This is a genomic window from Olleya sp. Ti.3.14 (genome assembly GCF_038154885.1).
In the GTDB taxonomy this organism is placed as follows: domain Bacteria; phylum Bacteroidota; class Bacteroidia; order Flavobacteriales; family Flavobacteriaceae; genus Olleya.
Window position 1 is genome coordinate 137,594 of sequence record NZ_JBAKAO010000008.1, and the last position, 19,552, is coordinate 157,145.

At 31.5% G+C, this 19,552-nt stretch carries 14 protein-coding genes and 2 tRNA genes; 4 read left to right on the plus strand and 12 right to left on the minus strand.

All coding sequences use genetic code 11. The features are described 5' to 3' along the window. Window positions 1-30: 30 nt before the first annotated feature. On the plus strand, window positions 31-1,713 hold the full coding sequence (gene gldJ / locus V6251_RS12020) for a gliding motility lipoprotein GldJ (RefSeq protein WP_341588402.1): 1,683 nt from the start codon (window positions 31-33) through the stop codon (window positions 1,711-1,713). Window positions 1,714-1,779: 66 nt separating this feature from the next. Beyond that, window positions 1,780-3,057, plus strand: a complete 1,278-nt coding sequence (locus V6251_RS12025; RefSeq protein ID WP_341588403.1) for a UDP-N-acetylmuramoyl-tripeptide--D-alanyl-D-alanine ligase — start codon at window positions 1,780-1,782, stop codon at window positions 3,055-3,057. A 37-nt stretch (window positions 3,058-3,094) separates the two neighbouring features. On the opposite strand, the gene V6251_RS12030 is transcribed toward V6251_RS12025, so the two are convergent. Both V6251_RS12030 and V6251_RS12035 read right to left on the minus strand, forming a co-directional pair. Continuing rightward, window positions 3,095-3,169 (minus strand) — tRNA-Val (locus V6251_RS12030). A 101-nt stretch (window positions 3,170-3,270) separates the two neighbouring features. Next, window positions 3,271-3,345: transfer RNA gene (locus tag V6251_RS12035), tRNA-Val, on the minus strand. A 168-nt stretch (window positions 3,346-3,513) separates the two neighbouring features. Between V6251_RS12035 and V6251_RS12040 the strand changes: the two genes are divergently transcribed. Next, window positions 3,514-5,178 (plus strand): hypothetical protein, encoded by a 1,665-nt coding sequence (locus V6251_RS12040; protein ID WP_341588404.1) that lies wholly within the window; start codon window positions 3,514-3,516, stop codon window positions 5,176-5,178. Here V6251_RS12040 and V6251_RS12045 read toward each other — a convergent pair. From V6251_RS12045 to V6251_RS12085, 9 genes are all read right to left on the minus strand, one after another. Next, window positions 5,175-7,664, minus strand: a complete 2,490-nt coding sequence (locus V6251_RS12045; RefSeq protein WP_341588405.1) for an Hsp70 family protein — start codon at window positions 7,662-7,664, stop codon at window positions 5,175-5,177. The genes V6251_RS12040 and V6251_RS12045 overlap by 4 nt on opposite strands. Before the next feature lie 6 nt (window positions 7,665-7,670). Next, complete coding sequence (locus V6251_RS12050) at window positions 7,671-7,964, minus strand: hypothetical protein (protein ID WP_341588406.1); 294 nt, start codon at window positions 7,962-7,964, stop codon at window positions 7,671-7,673. A 45-nt stretch (window positions 7,965-8,009) separates the two neighbouring features. After that, window positions 8,010-9,227 (minus strand): bifunctional folylpolyglutamate synthase/dihydrofolate synthase, encoded by a 1,218-nt coding sequence (locus V6251_RS12055; RefSeq protein ID WP_341588407.1) that lies wholly within the window; start codon window positions 9,225-9,227, stop codon window positions 8,010-8,012. A 5-nt stretch (window positions 9,228-9,232) separates the two neighbouring features. Next, window positions 9,233-10,117 (minus strand): energy transducer TonB, encoded by an 885-nt coding sequence (locus tag V6251_RS12060; protein ID WP_341588408.1) that lies wholly within the window; start codon window positions 10,115-10,117, stop codon window positions 9,233-9,235. Between the two features lie 2 nt (window positions 10,118-10,119). Beyond that, window positions 10,120-10,512 carry an ExbD/TolR family protein gene (locus V6251_RS12065; RefSeq protein ID WP_028283795.1) on the minus strand — a complete coding sequence of 131 codons (393 nt, stop codon included), beginning with the start codon at window positions 10,510-10,512 and terminating at the stop codon, window positions 10,120-10,122. A gap of 1 nt (window position 10,513) precedes the next feature. Further along, window positions 10,514-11,215, minus strand: a complete 702-nt coding sequence (locus tag V6251_RS12070) for a MotA/TolQ/ExbB proton channel family protein (protein ID WP_028283794.1) — start codon at window positions 11,213-11,215, stop codon at window positions 10,514-10,516. A gap of 51 nt (window positions 11,216-11,266) precedes the next feature. Continuing rightward, on the minus strand, window positions 11,267-12,661 hold the full coding sequence (gene nhaD / locus V6251_RS12075) for a sodium:proton antiporter NhaD (protein ID WP_341588409.1): 1,395 nt from the start codon (window positions 12,659-12,661) through the stop codon (window positions 11,267-11,269). A gap of 1 nt (window position 12,662) precedes the next feature. Next, the gene (locus tag V6251_RS12080; protein ID WP_341588410.1) at window positions 12,663-13,889 is read right to left on the minus strand and encodes a Glu/Leu/Phe/Val dehydrogenase dimerization domain-containing protein; all 1,227 of its coding nucleotides are present in this window, start codon (window positions 13,887-13,889) and stop codon (window positions 12,663-12,665) included. Between the two features lie 211 nt (window positions 13,890-14,100). Continuing rightward, complete coding sequence (locus V6251_RS12085; RefSeq protein WP_341588411.1) at window positions 14,101-15,171, minus strand: anhydro-N-acetylmuramic acid kinase; 1,071 nt, start codon at window positions 15,169-15,171, stop codon at window positions 14,101-14,103. A 93-nt stretch (window positions 15,172-15,264) separates the two neighbouring features. Here V6251_RS12085 and V6251_RS12090 point away from each other — a divergent pair, with 93 nt between their 5' ends. Continuing rightward, window positions 15,265-16,407 (plus strand): acyl-CoA dehydrogenase, encoded by a 1,143-nt coding sequence (locus tag V6251_RS12090; protein ID WP_028283790.1) that lies wholly within the window; start codon window positions 15,265-15,267, stop codon window positions 16,405-16,407. Between the two features lie 59 nt (window positions 16,408-16,466). On the opposite strand, the gene V6251_RS12095 is transcribed toward V6251_RS12090, so the two are convergent. Then, window positions 16,467-18,899 carry a helix-turn-helix domain-containing protein gene (locus V6251_RS12095; RefSeq protein WP_341588412.1) on the minus strand — a complete coding sequence of 811 codons (2,433 nt, stop codon included), beginning with the start codon at window positions 18,897-18,899 and terminating at the stop codon, window positions 16,467-16,469. Between the last annotated feature and the right edge of the window lie 653 nt (window positions 18,900-19,552).

Below are 19,552 nucleotides of genomic sequence, written 5' to 3' on the forward strand. Positions count from 1 at the left end.
CAAAAAAACATTATTAGCTTACATAAACGCATGAATATGAAAAAAGTAATTGTATCAAGGTTGTTATTCGTTTTAGCGATTTCTTTGACCTTGGTTGGTTGTAAAAGATCTGGTAGCGGTAGTAATACCTCAAGAGCTACTGGATGGCAGATTAACTCTAAAGATGGTGGTTTTCAATACAATACCAAATTTAAAGAACAAGAAACTGCTCCAGGATTAGTTTTTGTAGAAGGTGGAACTTTTACAATGGGTAGAGTCCAAGACGACGTTATGCATGATTGGAATAATACTCCTAATCAACAACACGTTCAGTCTTTTTATATGGACGAAACTGAAGTAACTAATAAAATGTATTTAGAATATTTAGACTGGATTAAAAGAACATATCCACCTGAAGAAGAAAATTTCAGAGCTATCTACAATGGTGTTTTACCTGACACGTTAGTTTGGAGAAACCGCTTAGGTTACAATGAAGTTATGACAGAAAACTACTTACGTCATCCAGGTTACGGAGAATATCCTGTGGTTGGAGTAAGTTGGATTCAAGCTGTTGAGTTTGCTAACTGGAGAACTGATCGTGTAAATGAGCTTTACTTACAACAAGATGGTTACTTAAAGCAAGGAAGCCAATTAGAAGCTACTGCAGATGCTAATTTTAGTACAGATACTTACATCAATGCTCCAACACAAACATTTGGTGGTAATGAAGACATTATAAAAGGAGGAAAACTTAAACCTCAAACTAATGCTGCAGGTGACGAAATTAATGTTTTTGCATCAAGAGAAACAGGTATTATATCTCCTAAATACAGACTACCTACTGAAACGGAATGGGAATATGCTGCTTTAGGATTATCAGAAATAAGAAGCTACAACGTCTACAGAGGTCGTAAAAAATATCCATGGGATGGACAGTACACTCGTTCTGGAAGTCGTAAAATAAAAGGAGACCAATTAGCCAACTTTAAACAAGGTAAAGGTGATTATGGTGGAATTGCAGGATGGTCTGACGATGGTGCAGATATTACTGCTCAAGTTAAATCTTACGCTCCTAATGATTACGGTTTATATGATATGGCTGGAAACGTTGCAGAATGGGTTGCCGATGTTTACAGACCAATAGTAGATGATGAGTTTAACGACTTTAACTATTATAGAGGTAACGTTTATACTAAAAATGCAATCAACGATGATGGTACAGTTAAAATTGTAACTACCGACGAAATTGTTTTTGATACACTTCCAAACGGAAAAGTAGTACCTAGAGATTTACCAGGAGAAATTGCTACACAACCAATAGACGAAGAAGAAACTTACTTAAGAACGAACTTTGATAGAAGTGACAACCGTAACTTTAGAGATGGTGACTCACAATCTTCAAGATACTACGCTGATAGATTTGGAGATGATGAAGGAGAAGCTAACGAAGATGCTTCTACACGTAAAATGTACAATGCACCTAAGCATAACATAGAAATGGATTCTTCAGGAAATATGATCAGAGAGTATGACAAATCTAACAAACGTACCTCTTTAATAAACGATGAGGTAAGAGTTTACAAAGGAGGATCATGGAAAGATAGAGAATACTGGTTAGATCCTGCACAAAGACGTTATTACCCACAAAATATGGCAACAGACTATATTGGGTTTAGATGTGCAATGTCTAGAGTTGGTTCTAAATCTAAAGGAACACGTAAGTCTAAAAACTAAAAATATTATTTTTAATATATTAAAAAGTCCTAACATTTGTTAGGACTTTTTTTATACTTTTATTTCATGAAAATAGACGCATTACACCAACTTTTTTTATCCTGTACATCCATAAGTACAGACACTAGAAAAGTAAAAGATAATTGTATGTTTTTCGCTTTAAGCGGAGAAAATTTTAATGGTAATACCTTTGCAACCGAAGCTTTAAATAAAGGCGCTAAATATGCTATTATAGACGACCCTAAGTATAAGACTACAGATAATACTATTTTAGTAAAAAATAGTCTAAAGACACTGCAAGAGTTAGCCACATACCATAGGGATTTCCTAGGTTTAAAAATCATTGCCTTAACTGGAAGTAACGGAAAAACAACAACCAAGGAGCTTATTAATGCAGTAATATCTCAAAAATATAATACTACAGCAACCATAGGTAACCTAAATAATCAAATTGGTGTACCTTTAACATTACTATCAATGGATAAAAATACTGAAATTGGTATTGTTGAAATGGGAGCAAATCATAAAAAAGAAATTGCTTTTTTATGTAACATAGCTAAACCTGATTATGGATACATTACCAACTTTGGTAAAGCACACTTAGAAGGCTTTGGAGGAATTGATGGCGTTATTGAAGGTAAAAGTGAAATGTATGAGTATTTGATAAGCAATAACAAACAAATATTTTTTAATGCTGAGGACCCTATTCAAAAAGATAAACTGGGTACTTATAATAATAAGATAGGTTTCAACGATAATACAACAAACAATTACAATTACACCTTATTAGACACCAATCCATTTGTTTCGTTTAAAACAGAAGACAAGGTTATCAACTCTAATTTAATAGGCACATACAATTACACTAATTTATGTGCAGCTTGTACAATTGGTAGACATTTTAAGTTGACGATACATCAAATACAAAATGCAATTAAAACCTATGTGCCAACAAATAATAGGTCTCAAATAATTGACAAAGACAGTAACACCATTATTCTAGATGCCTATAATGCTAATCCATCTAGTATGGACGTGGCATTAAATAACTTTAGCATCCATAACGCTAAAAACAAAATAGCAATATTAGGAGACATGTTTGAATTAGGGATTTCTGCTGCTGCAGAACATCAAAATATAGTAAACCTATTAACTGATTTAGATATTAATAAAGTAATTTTAATTGGTGAAAATTTTTACAAAACTAAATCAAATCAAACCAATGTAGAACAATATAAATCCTTTGAAGATTTTAAAAACAATTACAAAACAATTAAAGACAGTGCGTTATTAATAAAAGGCTCTAGAGGAATGGCTTTGGAACGCGTATTAGAATTATTATAAATAAAAAAATCCGAAACAAATGTTTCGGATTTTTTTGTGGGCGACAAGGGATTCGAACCCCTGACCCCTTGGGTGTAAACCAAGTGCTCTGAACCAACTGAGCTAGTCGCCCTAATAATAGGTTTGCAAATATATGTTAGATTTTGATTAAAAACAAAATTCCATATCAAATAATAACATAAAAAAATCCAAAACTAAGTTCTGGATTTTTTGTGGGCGACAAGGGATTCGAACCCCTGACCCCTTGGGTGTAAACCAAGTGCTCTGAACCAACTGAGCTAGTCGCCCTATTTATTAGGTGTGCAAATATACATTAGTTTTTGACATCTCAAAACCTTTTATTCAAAAAAAAACAACATTTTTTAAATTTAAAAATTAACTCATTAATATATAGTCCCTAACAAAATAACTTTTTATAAAAATTTTAATATTTTTGGAAACAAATACACTCCAAATTTGAAATACATCTCTATAATCGATCAATTAGGTATAGATTTTAATGCTATTATTACCTTAGATGACGCTAAAATAATTAGACTACAAAAGCAATTAAAAGCTAATGCTGTACTAAATAATACAAGTAACCTTGGAGAATTAGCCCTATTAATTGATCAGCTTAAGGATGAAACGATAAGAAAACATCATATTTTTATTGAACTACACGATTGGTTAAAACAAATAATTAGCGGAAACTATAGTAACATTTCACAAAGCTCGATTAATCTTTATGAGGATAACATAGAAGACCTTTATGAATTAAAACATTTTTTAGCGCCATATTTTAGAGCGCATCTTAAACCGTTTTTAACCGAAACACTAAATAAAGGCAAATACATATTACTGTTCAATGTTATAAAAAACTATAAATTATTTACTGAAGAGATTGAACAAATTATTATCAACTTTTTTAGTGCTAAACTAAATTTTGCTACAGTTTATATTCAAAATAACCGATTAGAATTATCTCATACTCCTGTAGGATACATTACAAATAGAAACTTTATAAATTGCTTGAGTCAATATCCAAATTCGTTTACAGAGGAGGTTAATGACTTAAATTCAGTAATCATAGATACCTACAATTCTAAACGAAAAAATGTAAATGATTCTAACTTTAATTTTGCTGCTAAAACGATGGTTGCTTTTGGAGTATTGGAGGTATCAAGTTATATGCTAAAGGATATATTAACTTCTAATGCAGAAATTGCAAAACCATATGCTTATAAGACTACTGGTAAATCCAAATCTGGAACAACAGTCGGAATTTGGAGCATTGTAGTCTTTATACTTATTATTATTAGACTTGCCTCATTAGGAATTAATAGCTCCAATCGAAATGATTCACGCATTAATATTGATAATCAAGAATTATTTGAAGCTGTTAGAAAAATTAAACAGCGTCAAGACTATCAAAAAAAGATAGACTTACCACTAAAAGAAACCTTAGCAACTCAGGATGTAGTTGAAACAAAAATAAACAATGAACCTATAATTAGTAGTGAGAAGATAACATTACCTGATGGTAATAGTAAGCATAAAGCAAAAGATCATACTAGATTTATTTATTCTTTGAAATTAAAAACTAATAGAAAAGAACCAGAAATAGACAATAGTACACCTAGTAAATTAAATGAATTTACGAACCCATATCCTAAAACCTTTAATAAGATTGAAGCTTATCGTTATGGTGTAGCAAATAATACCGAATACAGCTTGGTTAGAAACAGCAGTAGTAAAGATTTAATAGTATTTAAACTTCAAAAAGGGATTGATCAATCGATTTACATACCAAAAGACGAAAAAATTTACATTAATTTAAAACCTGAAGATTCATTACTATTTTATACTGGAAATGGATTTGTAGTCGATAACTTTTCTCATTTTAAAAATGATGCGGAATTATCTAAACTTTATGTCGTCAAAACTATTGGACCAAAATTAAATCATGAAATTAACGTGCTTCCTTATAAGTTAAGTATTTACGAAAAAAGTGTAATTAATTCTGATATTAAAATAAAAGACACCAGTAAATTAGATGTAATTGACAGCAAGAACATTAATTTAAATGGTATTAATATTGATAAAATTTACACTAATTGGTACAAGAAAAAACACAACTAACGCAACCCTGTTTTGCTATCGTCTTTAAATAGTTTTTGTTTATCCTTTTCTCTATCTGGAAGTAAAGCATACAGTGCATAAACTATGTGTTTTAATGACGTATAATCCTTACGCTCTAGTACTTGATCACCTTCCTTAATTAACTGCACTGCTTTTTTCTTGTTTTCAAATTCTGAGCTATACTTTAATCCTAAATAATAACCAATAAAGTTTTCATCGCTAGATTGAATTATAGAATTATATAAAACATCAAGTTCTTTAATTTTGGCTCTAAGCAAATATTTATCTCCAGAGTTAACAACCTCCTTTTCATTAGCTATAACTTTAAGATATTTGGGTCTGTATTTCTCGTTTTCGTCTTTATTAATTTCCCACTCTATACCTTCTTTAGACAACTTATACTCTTCTATTTCTAAAGCTATAACTTTGTTTCTTGTTAAAGTATCAAACGCTTGAATTAACTTTCGCTTTTTATCATCCAGTTGATATTTTTGATCAGACACATCATTATCATCAAGCAACGTGGTTTCAATCTGTATTTCAATTAAACCAACTCGTATTTGTTCTAAAGTATTAGAATATTCAAAATTTTCATTTTCGACTTGCTCTGTTATCAAATGTTCTACCTCAGACAATACTGCATTTATTTCCATGTTAATCTTACTAATACTTATAGCACGTTCTGACTGGCTAAATACATTTTTAAATTCTTGATCGCAAGCTTGTAAATAAACATTTATTTTTAAGTCTCTGGACTCGGTTACTTCTAATTCAATCTCTATATCTGTACCTTTAATTAAATCATCTTCCAACTCTTTACCCGAAAACTCGATATAACCAATGCTTAATCCAGAACTAGGTAATCCATTGGATTGACCTTCCACAATATTGATTATTAAATTATCATCAGTATTTCTAAGTATGGTTTTAGAGGCTGTTTTATATATTTTTTTCTTTAAAGGTAAAATGCTTCCTTTTCTAAATATTTGTTCCAAACGTGTAGTTGATGCATCAATATCGTCTATTTCCATACAAATATCAATAGGTAATGGTTGACCTAAAACATTGTAACTACCTTGATTAATAGCCACAGTACTAATAGTTTTTACAACATTTAAATCCTGATCTAACACTTGGATTTTAAACCGGTTTAATTGTCCTTTTAGTAATGGGACAAACTCAGAAAACCCATTATTTACAATAGTCTTAATCCCAGAATCATAACCACCATCAACCCTTGTAATTCTAAAATTAAAATTATCACTAGCCACTTTACAAGTAATTAACTCTTCTAAATCTCTAGTATTTTGTTCATAAAAAAGTTGAGTCTCCACTGTATCAACTTCAACTTCTTGTACAACTGCGTCTGCCTCTTTTATAGTAGTTGGTTTAGATCCAGCAAAATAAGCTGCACCATAAACCACTGCAGATGTTGGATCAATACTAGAGTCAACAAGTATTCCTGTTTCTTCCTTAATACGTTGTTTTATTAATGGCACATAAGTACTACCTCCTATTAATATTAAACGTTCTATTTGAGCATTCAAAAGTTGATTCTGAGAAATCACTTTTTTAATAAACGTTATAGTTTGCTCTACTTTAGGTGAAATTACAGCTTCAAATTCTGCTCTTGTAATAATTATTTGTTCAAATAAATTATCATTATTTATATCTATATCTAACTCGATTTCTGTTTCAGGATAAACCGATAGTTCTTTTTTAGCTTCTTCTGCTTTTTTAAGTAATTCAAAATATAGACCTTTGTATTGACTTGACTTGGATTTAATTGCTTTAAACAGATTTGTAATATTTGTTTTAGCTTCTATTTTGGGAATAATAATTTTTTCGACAATAAGATTATCAAAATCTGCACCACCCAAAAAATTATCACCTTCATTGTCAATAACCTTTAATTCTCTGTCATTGACTTCAACTAAAGCTACATCAAATGTACCTCCTCCAAAATCATAAACTATCCAATTTTTAGACGATTGAATGTCCAAATTGGATTGATTTGCAAATGCTAAACACGCAGCAATAGGTTCTTGTAATAAAACAACTTCTTTAAATCCTGCTAAGTATCCAGCTTTTTTGGTTGCATTGGATTGGATTGTGTCAAAAGATGCAGGAATTGTGATTACTGCAGATTGCAGTTGTACATCATCCAAAACAAAGTTTCTAAGTTCTTTTAATAATAACGAAGACAACTCGATTGGACTAACCTCTTTATTAATTGAAGGTATAAAGTAAGTTTCCTGAGTTCCCATTTTACGTTTAAAAAGCATGCAAACGTTTTCGGCATCTTTTTCTAAATAATCTAGAGCTTTATCGCCAATAATGGTACGATTTCCTCTAAAGGCAACACAAGAAGGCAATGTCTGTTTTAAACCCAATGGGTTATTATATATCTTAACAGCTCCATTGTTATAATTAGCAATTAAACTGTTTGTGGTACCTAAATCTATAGCAAAATTAATAGTCTTCATTGGTGCTTATTCTACAATTACAATTCCCTTTTGTACTAAAGTATTTTGGTCATTTGTCTTTTTATAGACTACAGGTTTAAGTACTTTAACAATTTTCATTTGTTCATTAAAATCTCCTGTAATATTAGCTTCGACATCAGTCATTTCGTTTCGATAGGTTTGACCAATGGGATTAATAACATGATATCCTAAAGATTCAAGTTCATGATTAATTCTATCAATATTTCTATTAAAAAGCGTTAAATTTTCTTTATTGCTTTTAAGTTGAATAGAAAATACTTGATTAATAATTTCTAACATTTTAAGAGGAATTAGATGAATGTGTAAGATACAATTTATATGAAATTAAACCACTTCGGCAACCACAAAAGTACTTCCTCCAATGTAGATAACATCATCAACCGAAGCTGCTTTAAGTGCCATTTTGTAAGCCTCATTAACCGAAGCATAGGAGTTGCCACTAAAACCATTATCCTGAAAAAGTGTGGACAAAATATTTTGATCCAAACCTCTTGGCACATTTGGTTTGCAAAAGTAGTAGGTTGCCTTTTTAGGTAATAAAGGCAATATGGATACTACATCTTTATCATTTACAACACCAAAAACAATATGTAGTTGTTGAAAATTTTCTTGAAGTAATTGCTGCATTGCTATTGTTAAGCCTTCCTTATTATGTGCAGTATCACAGATTACTTTGGGATTAGTTCCTAACGTCTGCCAACGACCTTTTAAATCTGTGTTTTTAACAGTATTGAGTAGTCCTGTTTTAATGTTTTGGTCAGTAATTACAAATCCTTTTTGCTGTAATTGCTTTATGGTTTGTATAACGCCCTTAACATTTTTAGATTGATAACTCCCTTTTAGGTCAGTTGCTAAAGCTTCATTTTCAATTTGATCTGCAAAATGTATTGGGCTATTATTCTTTTCAGCGAAAGCGGTAAAAACAGACTGAGTCTCAGGTTGCGTTTCACTAATAACAACAGGAATATTAGGTTTAATTATTCCCGCTTTTTCTGACGCAATTAATGGTAAGGTGTTACCTAAAAATTGAACGTGGTCAAAACCTATATTAGTAATTAAAGACACTTCTGGTGTTATAATGTTTGTCGAATCTAAACGACCACCTAATCCAACCTCAATAACAGCAATATCTACTTTTTGTTTAGCAAAATAGTCAAATGCCATACCAACTGTCATTTCAAAAAAAGACAATTTATTAGCATCTAAAAACGTTTTGTTTCGTTTTATAAAATCAATTACAAAGGGTTTACCAACTACTTTACCATTAATTTTAATACGCTCTCTAAAATCTTTTAAATGCGGAGAAGTATACAAACCTACTTTATATCCTGCTTCTTGTAAAATAGACGCCAACATATGACTACTAGAGCCTTTACCATTGGTTCCTGCTACATGTATAGATTTAAATTTATGCTGTGGATTTTTAAGATGTCTAGCTACATTTATGGTATTAGTTAAGTCTTTTTTAAAAGCAGTCTGACCTTGTTTTTGATACATTGGAAGTTGAGAGAACATCCAGTTTACGGTCTCTAAATAAGTCATGATTTTTATTGACCTAATTTAAAATTGATACTAACATAACCAATTTGACGCTCTGGAGCTTTAGGGTCTGCTTTCCATTTGTGGGATTCTGCAATTTTTTTAGCAGGAATCAATAAACACTCAGCAGTATTTTTTGTTCCTTTTACTCCTGGCTCAGCTTTTACTACTTTACCAGAACGATCCACTTCAATTCTAACAACCACTAATCCAGCCTCGTTGCAATCTTGTCTAAAAATTTGATTGGTAGGACGACCTCTTCCATTCAGACCATAACCTACACCATCTCCATTTCCGTTTCCTTGACCAGAACCACCAAAATTACTAGGTCCATAAGCGTTACCTGTACCAGATCCATTTCCTGGTCCATTACCTGAACCATCATTATTGGAATCTGAAGGATTTTCAGAATTACTTATTCCGTTAATTAAAGCATCATTAGCTTTTTTAATATCGTCCTGTCGCTTTTTTTCTGCAGCATCTGCTGCTGCTTTTGCTGCCTTAGCTGCTTTTTCTTGTGCTAATTTATCTGCTTTAGCTTTGGCTATTGCATCACTTTCTTTTTTAGCCTGTTCTTGTTGTTTTTTAATTAAAACCGCTTCTTCATCGTCTTGGGTTAAAACGTTTTCTTTTGAAGCTGCTGCTGCAGCCTCTTGTTGTTGTTCTACCTCAGGCTTTGTTTCTTCTGGTTTAGTTTCGGTTGGTGCTGCAGCTTGTGCAGGTGCACCTCCACCACCACCTGACGATCCTCCAAAATTAATAGCTACTCCAAACTCTTCTGGTGGATCCATATAATTTTGACCAACCACAAAAAGTAGCAATACCAATATCAGCGTAATTAATGCTGTGATTTTTGCTGAATTGCGTTCGTGTTTGGTTTGAAGGTACTTCATTATTATTGTGCTTTTACTGCCAATGTGGATTTAATCTTGTTTCGGTTTGCTATATCCATAATATAAACAACGTGTTGCATCTCTACACTTTCATCAGATCTAATTGTAATTGTCGGAGACTCTACATTACCAACTTTAGCTAAAACTTCTGCCTCTAATTGGTCTTTAGAGACCTGTTTCATATCTACATAATAATTGACGTTTTTGTCAACACTTACAGATACATTTTTAGTTTGTGTAGTTTTACTAGTAGATTTTGGTAATAATAAGTCTATAGCTTCTGCGGACACTAACGTTGATGCAATCATAAAAAAGATAAGCAACAGAAAAACAATGTCTGTCATAGACGACATGTTAAATTCTGGTGTAACTTTATTTCTTCCTCTTAATCGCATATTAGCTAGGTTCGTTTAATAAATCTAAAAATTCAAGCGAGTTTGCTTCCATTTGATACACCACTTTATCTGTTTTTACAACTAAGTGGTTATATGCAACGTAAGCTACAATACCAACAATTAGACCACCAACAGTGGTGGTCATTGCTGTATAAAGTCCGTCTGCTAACGTTTTAATATCTATTGATCCTCCTGAATTTGCAATTTCAAAGATTGATAAAATCATTCCTATTACTGTTCCAAGAAACCCAATCATTGGTGCTGCTCCAGATATGGTAGCTAACACACTAACGTTTTTTTCTAAGCTATAAATCTCTAAACGTCCTGCGTTTTCTATTGCTGTATTAATATCCTCTAAAGGTTTTCCTATTCTAGAAATCCCTTTACTAATTAATCTAGACACTGGAGAGTCTACAGTACTACATAAGTTTTGAGCAGATTCTATCTTACCATTACTAACATAGTCTTTAATTTGATTCATGAAATTTGAATCTACTTTAGAAGCTTCTTTTATAGATAATATTCTTTCAAAATAAATATATAATGTCAATATCAACATTAACATCAATAAACTAATAATTACAATTCCAGCTGTACCTCCTGTTGTAATCAGTTCTATTATTGATAAAGTTTTCTCAACTGGTTCTCCTTCTACTAATGGATCTACCGCTTGAGCAGTGTCTTGAATTAATTTGCTTAGCATATTATAAAATTAGATACGTGTATAACGTTAGATTTTTGTTTTGAGTATATATTAAAATAAAGTTCTGGTCCAGAAAAATACTATTGTTCCTGCTAAAAATCCAGCCAAAGCCAACCAAGAGATTTTTTTGAAATACCAGAAAAAATCAATTTTCTCCATTCCCATTGCAACAACTCCTGCTGCAGATCCAATGATTAACATACTTCCTCCTGTACCTGCTGAATAAGCAATAAAGTGCCAAAGCTCGTTGTCAATAGGCTGAGAAAACATACCTAAACTAGCTGCTACTAATGGTACATTATCAATAACTGCAGATCCAATACCTAATAAAATAATTACTAAATCCGAAACACCTTCATGATGTAACTCTGTTCCCATCATTGGCATACTATCTTGTAAAGTAGATGCAAATCCAAATAAAATACCTAAAGACTCTAAAGCTGCTACAGCCATTAAAATCCCTAAGAAAAATAAGATACTTGGTAACTCAATTTTTGATAATGAATGGTGTACAGGACTATGGTGTGCGTGCGCATCACTTTCTTCTGAATCATGGTTAGATAAACTAAATTTAGCAGAACTATAAATTTCTGCAAAAATTGCTACCACACCTAAAGCTAACATCATACCAACATAAGGAGGTAAATGTGTTACTGTTTTAAATATTGGAACAAATACAATTGCACCTAAACCAAGGTATAACATTGTACCACTAAATCTGCTTTTCGGCTTTTCTTCTACTACTTCCTCAACCGCTAAATCACCTTTAAAAGCTGGTAAAAAAGAAGCTATAAAAGTAGGTACTAGCATACATATTAAAGATGGTAATAGTAAGTATCCAACTAAATGTCCTGTGGTAACTTTTTTACCAATCCATAACATAGTCGTTGTAACATCTCCAATTGGTGACCATGCACCACCTGCATTAGCAGCAATAATAATTAAACCTGCAAACCAAATACGTACATTTCTGTCATTAACAATTTTTTGTAAGATAGAAATCAATACAATAGTTGCAGTTAAGTTATCTATTATAGCAGAAAGTATAAACGCTAAGAAGGCAAAAATCCATAATATTTTGGTTTTCTTTTTTGTTTTGATAAAGCTTTTAATAGTAGAAAATCCATCAAAATAATCAATAATCTCTACGATTGTCATAGCTCCTAAAAGGAATACTAAAATCTCTGCTGTTTTACCTAAATGGTGAAGCAATGTTTCTTCCATTAAGTGCATCTTGGTTTCATGTCCTAATGAAGCATATCCTTCTACCAGACCATGATTGGCAGAATCAAACCACTCTGTAAAAGAGTCTAATCCTAATGAAATTAACGCCCAACTTATAGCCATCATGACTAAAGCAGGAATTAACTTATCAATCTTTATATTATGCTCTAATGTTATAGCTAAATAGCCTATAACAAATACTAAAATTATTACTGATTCCATATTATACTAATTGTTTTAATGCTATTTCAAAAGCAGTTTTACTAATTTCTTTTTTAGAAGCGTTTTTTGTATGTACGTTTTCGATTGCTTTTTTAATAATATCAGATGTATCATTAAAAATAGCTTCATCTGTCATTTGCACTTTACGTTCCATAAAATAAGCAAATACACGTGCCATACCACAGTTAGAGATAAAATCTGGTATTAAACTTACACGCTCATCTGTTTGTTCCATGATAGATCCAAAGAAAATTTCTTTGTCTGCAAAAGGTACATTTGCACCACAAGATACAACCTCTAAACCTGTATTAATCATTTGATCAATTTGATCTTGTGTAATTAATCTTGATGCAGCACATGGTGCAAAAATCTCAGTTTCTAAAGACCAAATGCGCTCATTCATTTCAGCAAAAGGTATCATGTTGTCCGTTGCTAATGTATTTCCGTTTTTAGTTAAGAAAAAGTCTTTTATTTCTTCAAAAGAAAAACCTTCTTCATTAATTACTCCACCAGAAATATCTATAATTCCAACAATTTTAGCTCCCATTTGTGCTAAGTAAAAAGCTGCTGCTGATCCAACGTTTCCAAAACCTTGTACAACTGCACGTTTACCCTTTACACTTCCGCCATAAATGTCATAATAATGTCTGACAGCTTCTGCCACACCATAACCTGTAATCATGTCAGCTACAGTATATTTTTTTGAAACATCTGGTGAGAAGTTAGTGTTTTCTAAAACCTTGATTACACCTTGGCGTAATTGACCAATACGGTTAATTTTATCTGCTTCTGTTGGTTTGAAGTGTCCATTAAATACACCTTCTTGTGGATGCCAAACACCTGAATCTTCTGTAATTGGAATTACTTCATGGATTTCGTCTACGTTTAAATCTCCTCCTGTACCATAATAACTTTTTAATAAAGGTGATACTGCTTTATACCAACGTTCTAAAACGCCACGTTTTCTTGGATCTTTAGGATCAAAGTTAATTCCTGATTTTGCACCACCAATTGCTGGTCCAGATACTGTAAATTTTACTTCCATTGTTTTGGCAAGGGATAAAACCTCGTTCATATCCAATCCTTTTCTCATTCTGGTACCACCACCTGCAGCTCCACCTCTTAAGGAGTTTATAACTGTCCAGCCTTCTGCTTCTGTTTCAGAATCTTTCCAATTAAATACTATTTCTGGTTCTTTATTTTCGTAAATTTTTAATAAGTCTTTCATGTTTGATTTTTGGTTTCAACTTTAATATTTTTCTCTCTGGATTAACATTTAAAGTAGCTAAAGTTGATTCATCTTACGAAGTGTTAGATTAATTAATTTAACAAATATAAAAAAACAAAAAATGGCTTTTAATAGTCTGGTCATTTTTATTATAATAAATTATTGTTAATAATTATTAACTTGGCCTCTTGCAATAATTTATCACTATTATTTATTTTTTTATATTGAATATTTTCCCTGACGAATGATCTTTTAAAGCTCCTGTCACTGATTTTAGACAATTGTTTTCTCCTCGTAATTTTAATATACCTAAGAAGCCAAAAATTAAGGCTTCTTTAAATTCTATAATGTTTTTTGAAGGTATTATTATTTGATTTGATGTTAATTTAGTTATTTCTTCAAGTAAAAAATCATTAAACACGCCTCCTCCTGTTGCTAAAACCAACGTATCTTGTTTTTGATTTATAACTTTAGCTATCTGAAATGCTATATGTTTTACATACGTATGTAATACATCATTGATTGGTAAATTAAAACTATCAACTATTGGAAAAATATTAGTCTTTACCCACTCCAACCCTAATGATTTAGGAGCTTTTTCATGATAAAAAGCTAATTGATTTAGCTGATTAAATAATTTGTGATGAAAATTACCTTGTCTAGCAAGTATACCTTTATCATCAAAATCAAAACCTAATACGCCTACATATTTATTTAGGACAATATTTACAGGACAAATATCAAAAGCTATTCTGTAATCATTTTCCTCAGAAGAAATATTAGCAAATCCTCCTAAATTTAAACACCAATTAAATTCAGGGAACAACAATTGGTCACCAATCGGAACTAATGGTGCACCTTGACCACCTAATTCAACATCTTGAATTCTAAAATCACACACTACAGTCTGTTGAATTAAATTTGATAATGGTGATAAATTACCTATCTGTAAAGTATAGCCTAATTCTGGTCTGTGCAGTGCTGTATGACCATGAGAGCAAACTGCATCAATATTACTAATGTTATTAGTTTTTATAAAATTGTTGATAACAGAAGCCAAAAAGATAGTATACTCTTCATCTAACTCGCTTAAATCAGAAGTAGCTAAATTTATTAAATTTTTAAGCCTATTTAGCCAAGTTTTAGGGTACGCTATTGTCTGAGCTTTTTCAATTTTAAAGCTCCAATTAGTACCTTTTTTAAATGAAATCAAAGCAAGGTCAATACCATCCAAAGACGTTCCTGACATCACGCCAATCACTGTATAATTGTCTTTTATCATATAATGTAAAAATAACTATAACGATTGAAAATATGCTAAGAAAAACTTATCTTTGTATCCAAATTTTATTAAATCAACAATCTTACATAAATTATGGATTTTAGCCTTACTGAAGAGCATATCATGATTCGCGATGCTGCTCGCGATTTTGCACAAACAGAATTATTACCAGGAGTTATTGAACGTGATAACGCTCAAACGTTTCCAGATGAACTAGTCCGTAAAATGGGAGCACTTGGTTTTATGGGTATTATGGTAGACCCAAAATATGGAGGAAGTGGTATGGATGCTATTTCTTACGTATTAATTATGGAAGAATTATCAAAAATTGATGCTTCTGCTTCTGTTATGGTTTCTGTAAACAACTCTTTAGTTTGTTACGGACTTGAAGCTTACGGTAGTGAAGCACAAAAGCAAAAGTATTTAACAAAACTTGCAACAGGAGAATCAATTGGTGCTTTTTGTTTAAGCGAGCCAGAAGCTGGTAGTGATGCTACATCACAAAAAACAACTGCTATTGATAAAGGAGATCATTATGTTATTAATGGTACTAAAAACTGGATAACAAATGGTGGTCGTAGTGATGTGTATTTAGTAATTGCACAAACGGATAGAGATAAAGGACATAAAGGTATTAATGCTTTTATAGTTGAAAAAGGAACACCTGGTTTTGATATTGGTCCAAAGGAAGATAAATTAGGGATTAGAGGAAGTGATACGCATACTTTACAATTTAACGACGTTAAAGTACCAAAAGAAAACCGTATAGGTGAAGACGGATTTGGGTTTAAGTTTGCAATGAAAACTTTATCTGGTGGTCGTATTGGTATTGCTGCTCAAGCATTAGGTATTGCTGCAGGTGCTTATGAGTTGGCTTTAAAATATAGTAAAGAACGTAAGGCATTTGGTACAGAAATCTGTAATCACCAAGCTATCGCGTTTAAACTAGCTGATATGTATACAGAAATTGAAGCTGCACGTATGTTAGTAATGAAAGCTGCTTGGGATAAAGACCAAGGTAATAATTACGATATGTCAAGCGCAATGGCTAAATTATATGCTAGTAAAGTAGCAATGGAACAAACTGTAGAAGCTGTTCAAATACATGGTGGTAATGGTTTTGTAAAAGAATACCATGTAGAACGTATGATGCGAGATGCTAAAATCACACAGATATATGAAGGAACTTCAGAAATTCAAAAAATAGTAATTTCAAGAGGAGTTATTAAGGGATAATACCTGAATACATTAATATAAAAAAGGCTTTAAAATTAATTTTAAAGCCTTTTTTATTACTAAGTTATATCATCTAAAACTAATCTAATCTCTCCATAACTATACTTGTCATCTATTTGAGATTTTAAATCTGAAAGATTTTCAAAAGTATGTTTAGGGATTAATGCTTTCAATTCTTTATAATGCTTTTCAGAAATCAAATCTGTAATTTTAACTTCACCTGAAGGTATAAAACTTGCAAGGTGCCCAAAGATAGTATTAACGTTTAAATCACGCTCAAAAGCTATTTGATCTATCGATTTACCTGCTTTAAAAATTTGTAAAGAGGTTTCTTTTGTATCTCCCTTTTTACGTTTTGGTTTGGCTTCCTCAAAAATCGCTTTACCATTAGACATCTCGATGTCATTCTCCTCGCAATACTCTCTAATTATTTTTATAATCTCATCACCATATTTGGAAACACGTGTTTTACCAAAACCATTGACATTTAATAATTCTGTTTGGTTAGTTGGCAATGTTTCACACATTTCATACAATGACTTTTGAGTGAATATTTGAAAATGAACCAAATCTTCTCGTTCGGCAATTGTATTTCTTAACGCTCTTAATAGTTCAAATAATTCAACATTAGTGGTGCCATCTATAACTGTCTTCCTTGGCGTTTTAGGTTTTTCCTTTGTCAGAAACACGGATTTAGCGCGTAATTCTAAAAATAATTTAATTGAAAACCCTGAATCCAAATTAGAAAAATATAACTGTTTAACACCTATTAACTCTTCTAAAGTATCTAATTGTTTATTAAAATCCGTGTCTAATGTTTTATTATCAGTGGTGAAATTAAAGGTTTTATAAACTTCAACTATATTAGTATCCAGTTGCTGTTTGTAATACGCTAGTGCTTTTATAAATCTTGCTTGTATTTCATCACTAGTTTCTGGAGTAGTTGATCCTTCAGAAATCTCTAATAACTGAGCTCTAAAAGCATTCGCAACTTTTAATAAAGAAGCTACACAATCTTTAATGGTAGTTAAAGGAGTTTCAATATTACCCTGAAAACTTCCTCTATTTTTATAATAGATATCCAAAAGTCTATTAGTCGGATATAAAAATTGATAAAAATCAAAAATCTCAGAGATTAAACTTAATTGAAAATGTGTTTTAGATTGTTGAAGTATACTCTCGTCTGGTTGATTTTTTTCTGCTTCAAGATTAAAGTTGATAACATTAGTATCACTTATAATTTGACTAGAATTAATCTTGCTTTTCAAAACTAATCCTTCTAAAGATTTACATCTACTTAAAGCGACATAAGTCTGGCCATGTGCAAATGCTCCTTCAGAATCAATGATTGCCTTATCAAAAGTAAGACCTTGGCTCTTATGGATAGTTATTGACCAAGCCAAGCGCAAGGGAATCTGAGTGAAGGAACCAATTTTGTTTTCAGAAATAGCCTTAGTATCCTTGTCCACAGCATAATTTATATTTTCCCAAACCTCTGGTTTAGTTATTATATTAAATTCGTCATCTGGACATTTAACAACAACTTCATCTTTATCGAGTAATATAACTTTACCTATCTTTCCATTAAAATAACGCTTGTCTGCAGAACTATCATTTTTAACAAACATGACTTGAGATCCGACTTTAAGTACAAGCGATTCTTTATTAGGATAAGAAAACTCAGGAAACTTACCCTCTACTTTTGCATTATATGTCTTAGATCTACCTTTTAGCTTCTCAAGTTTAGCCTTATTCGTGTATTCTGCCTTGTTATTATGTGTGGTTAATGAAATATACCCATCATCTTCCTTAGGTTCAAAATCAGGCTTATACCTTCTATTTAACTCATTTGCAGACTCAAGGGAAAGCGAATTAGTTCTAATTTCGTTTAATATATTAATGAATAAAGGGTTGTCCTGTCTATAAATATGTTTTAATTCAACAGAAATCGGATTACATTGTTGATAGGCATGACTACTAAAAAAGAAGGCGTTATTATAAAAAGGTTTAAGTAAGTGCCATTCATTATCTTTTACAACAGGAGATAATTGTTGTAAATCACCAATCATTAATACTTGGACGCCTCCAAAAACTAGATTTTTATTTCTATAACGACGTAGTGTCTTATCCATACCATCAAGCACATCTGCTCTTACCATACTGATTTCGTCTATAATCAATAAGTCCAATGACTTAATAATATTGATTTTAGTTTTACCAAATTTCCTATTAAATCCACCACTAGAGTTTAAATCATCATTTGGCAATATGGGTCCGAATGGAAGTTGAAAGAATGAATGGATTGTAACCCCTTTTGCATTAATAGCAGCAACACCTGTTGGAGCGACTATAACTATCCTTTTTAGGGAATTCATTTTTAATTTATGAAGAAACGTAGTTTTACCTGTACCAGCTTTACCGGTTAGGAAAATATTTCTATTGGTATTATTGACAAAATTATTAGCTAAATCTAATTCTTTATTCTCGCTCATTCTCTTATTTAATCATAATGTATCAAGATATATAAATACTATCTAAAACGAAAGTATTATATATGAATATTAGACTTAGAACAAGTTATACAATTACTAAAATACTTAATAAACAATTTACTTATAATAACCAATTGATTCACTATAGTTAAGAAAATACTACCAACTTATATTACTTCATTACCCTGAACCATCTAAGAAGTTACAATAAACATCAGCACACTTCAAAAAAAGATAAAGTTGAAACACTTTCAGATATAACTAATACACTTTTAGATACCATATAACAACTCCTTATCAAATAATTTAAAATCTAAGAATTACATTAATCAAAATTTAGTTTTTGAAAGACAGCTTTAGATAAGTCTAAAATCGAAAAAAACAAAGTACGTTAAACAAATCTATTGTTTAAAATTAATGTTTAAGTTTTAAGCTTGTATAATTTAAATATGATAATCCTAACTAACGATTAGCATATTTATATATTCTTAGTTTATAACTCCGGTATGACCTTTTCCCTTGCGCCTGATTACTTTAATTTTTGGGCACAAAAAAAACCCTTCATAAATAAATATGAAGGGTTCTCTAAAAAGGCGACGACCTACTCTCCCACAATGCAGTACCATCGGCGCAAATGGGCTTAACTTCTCTGT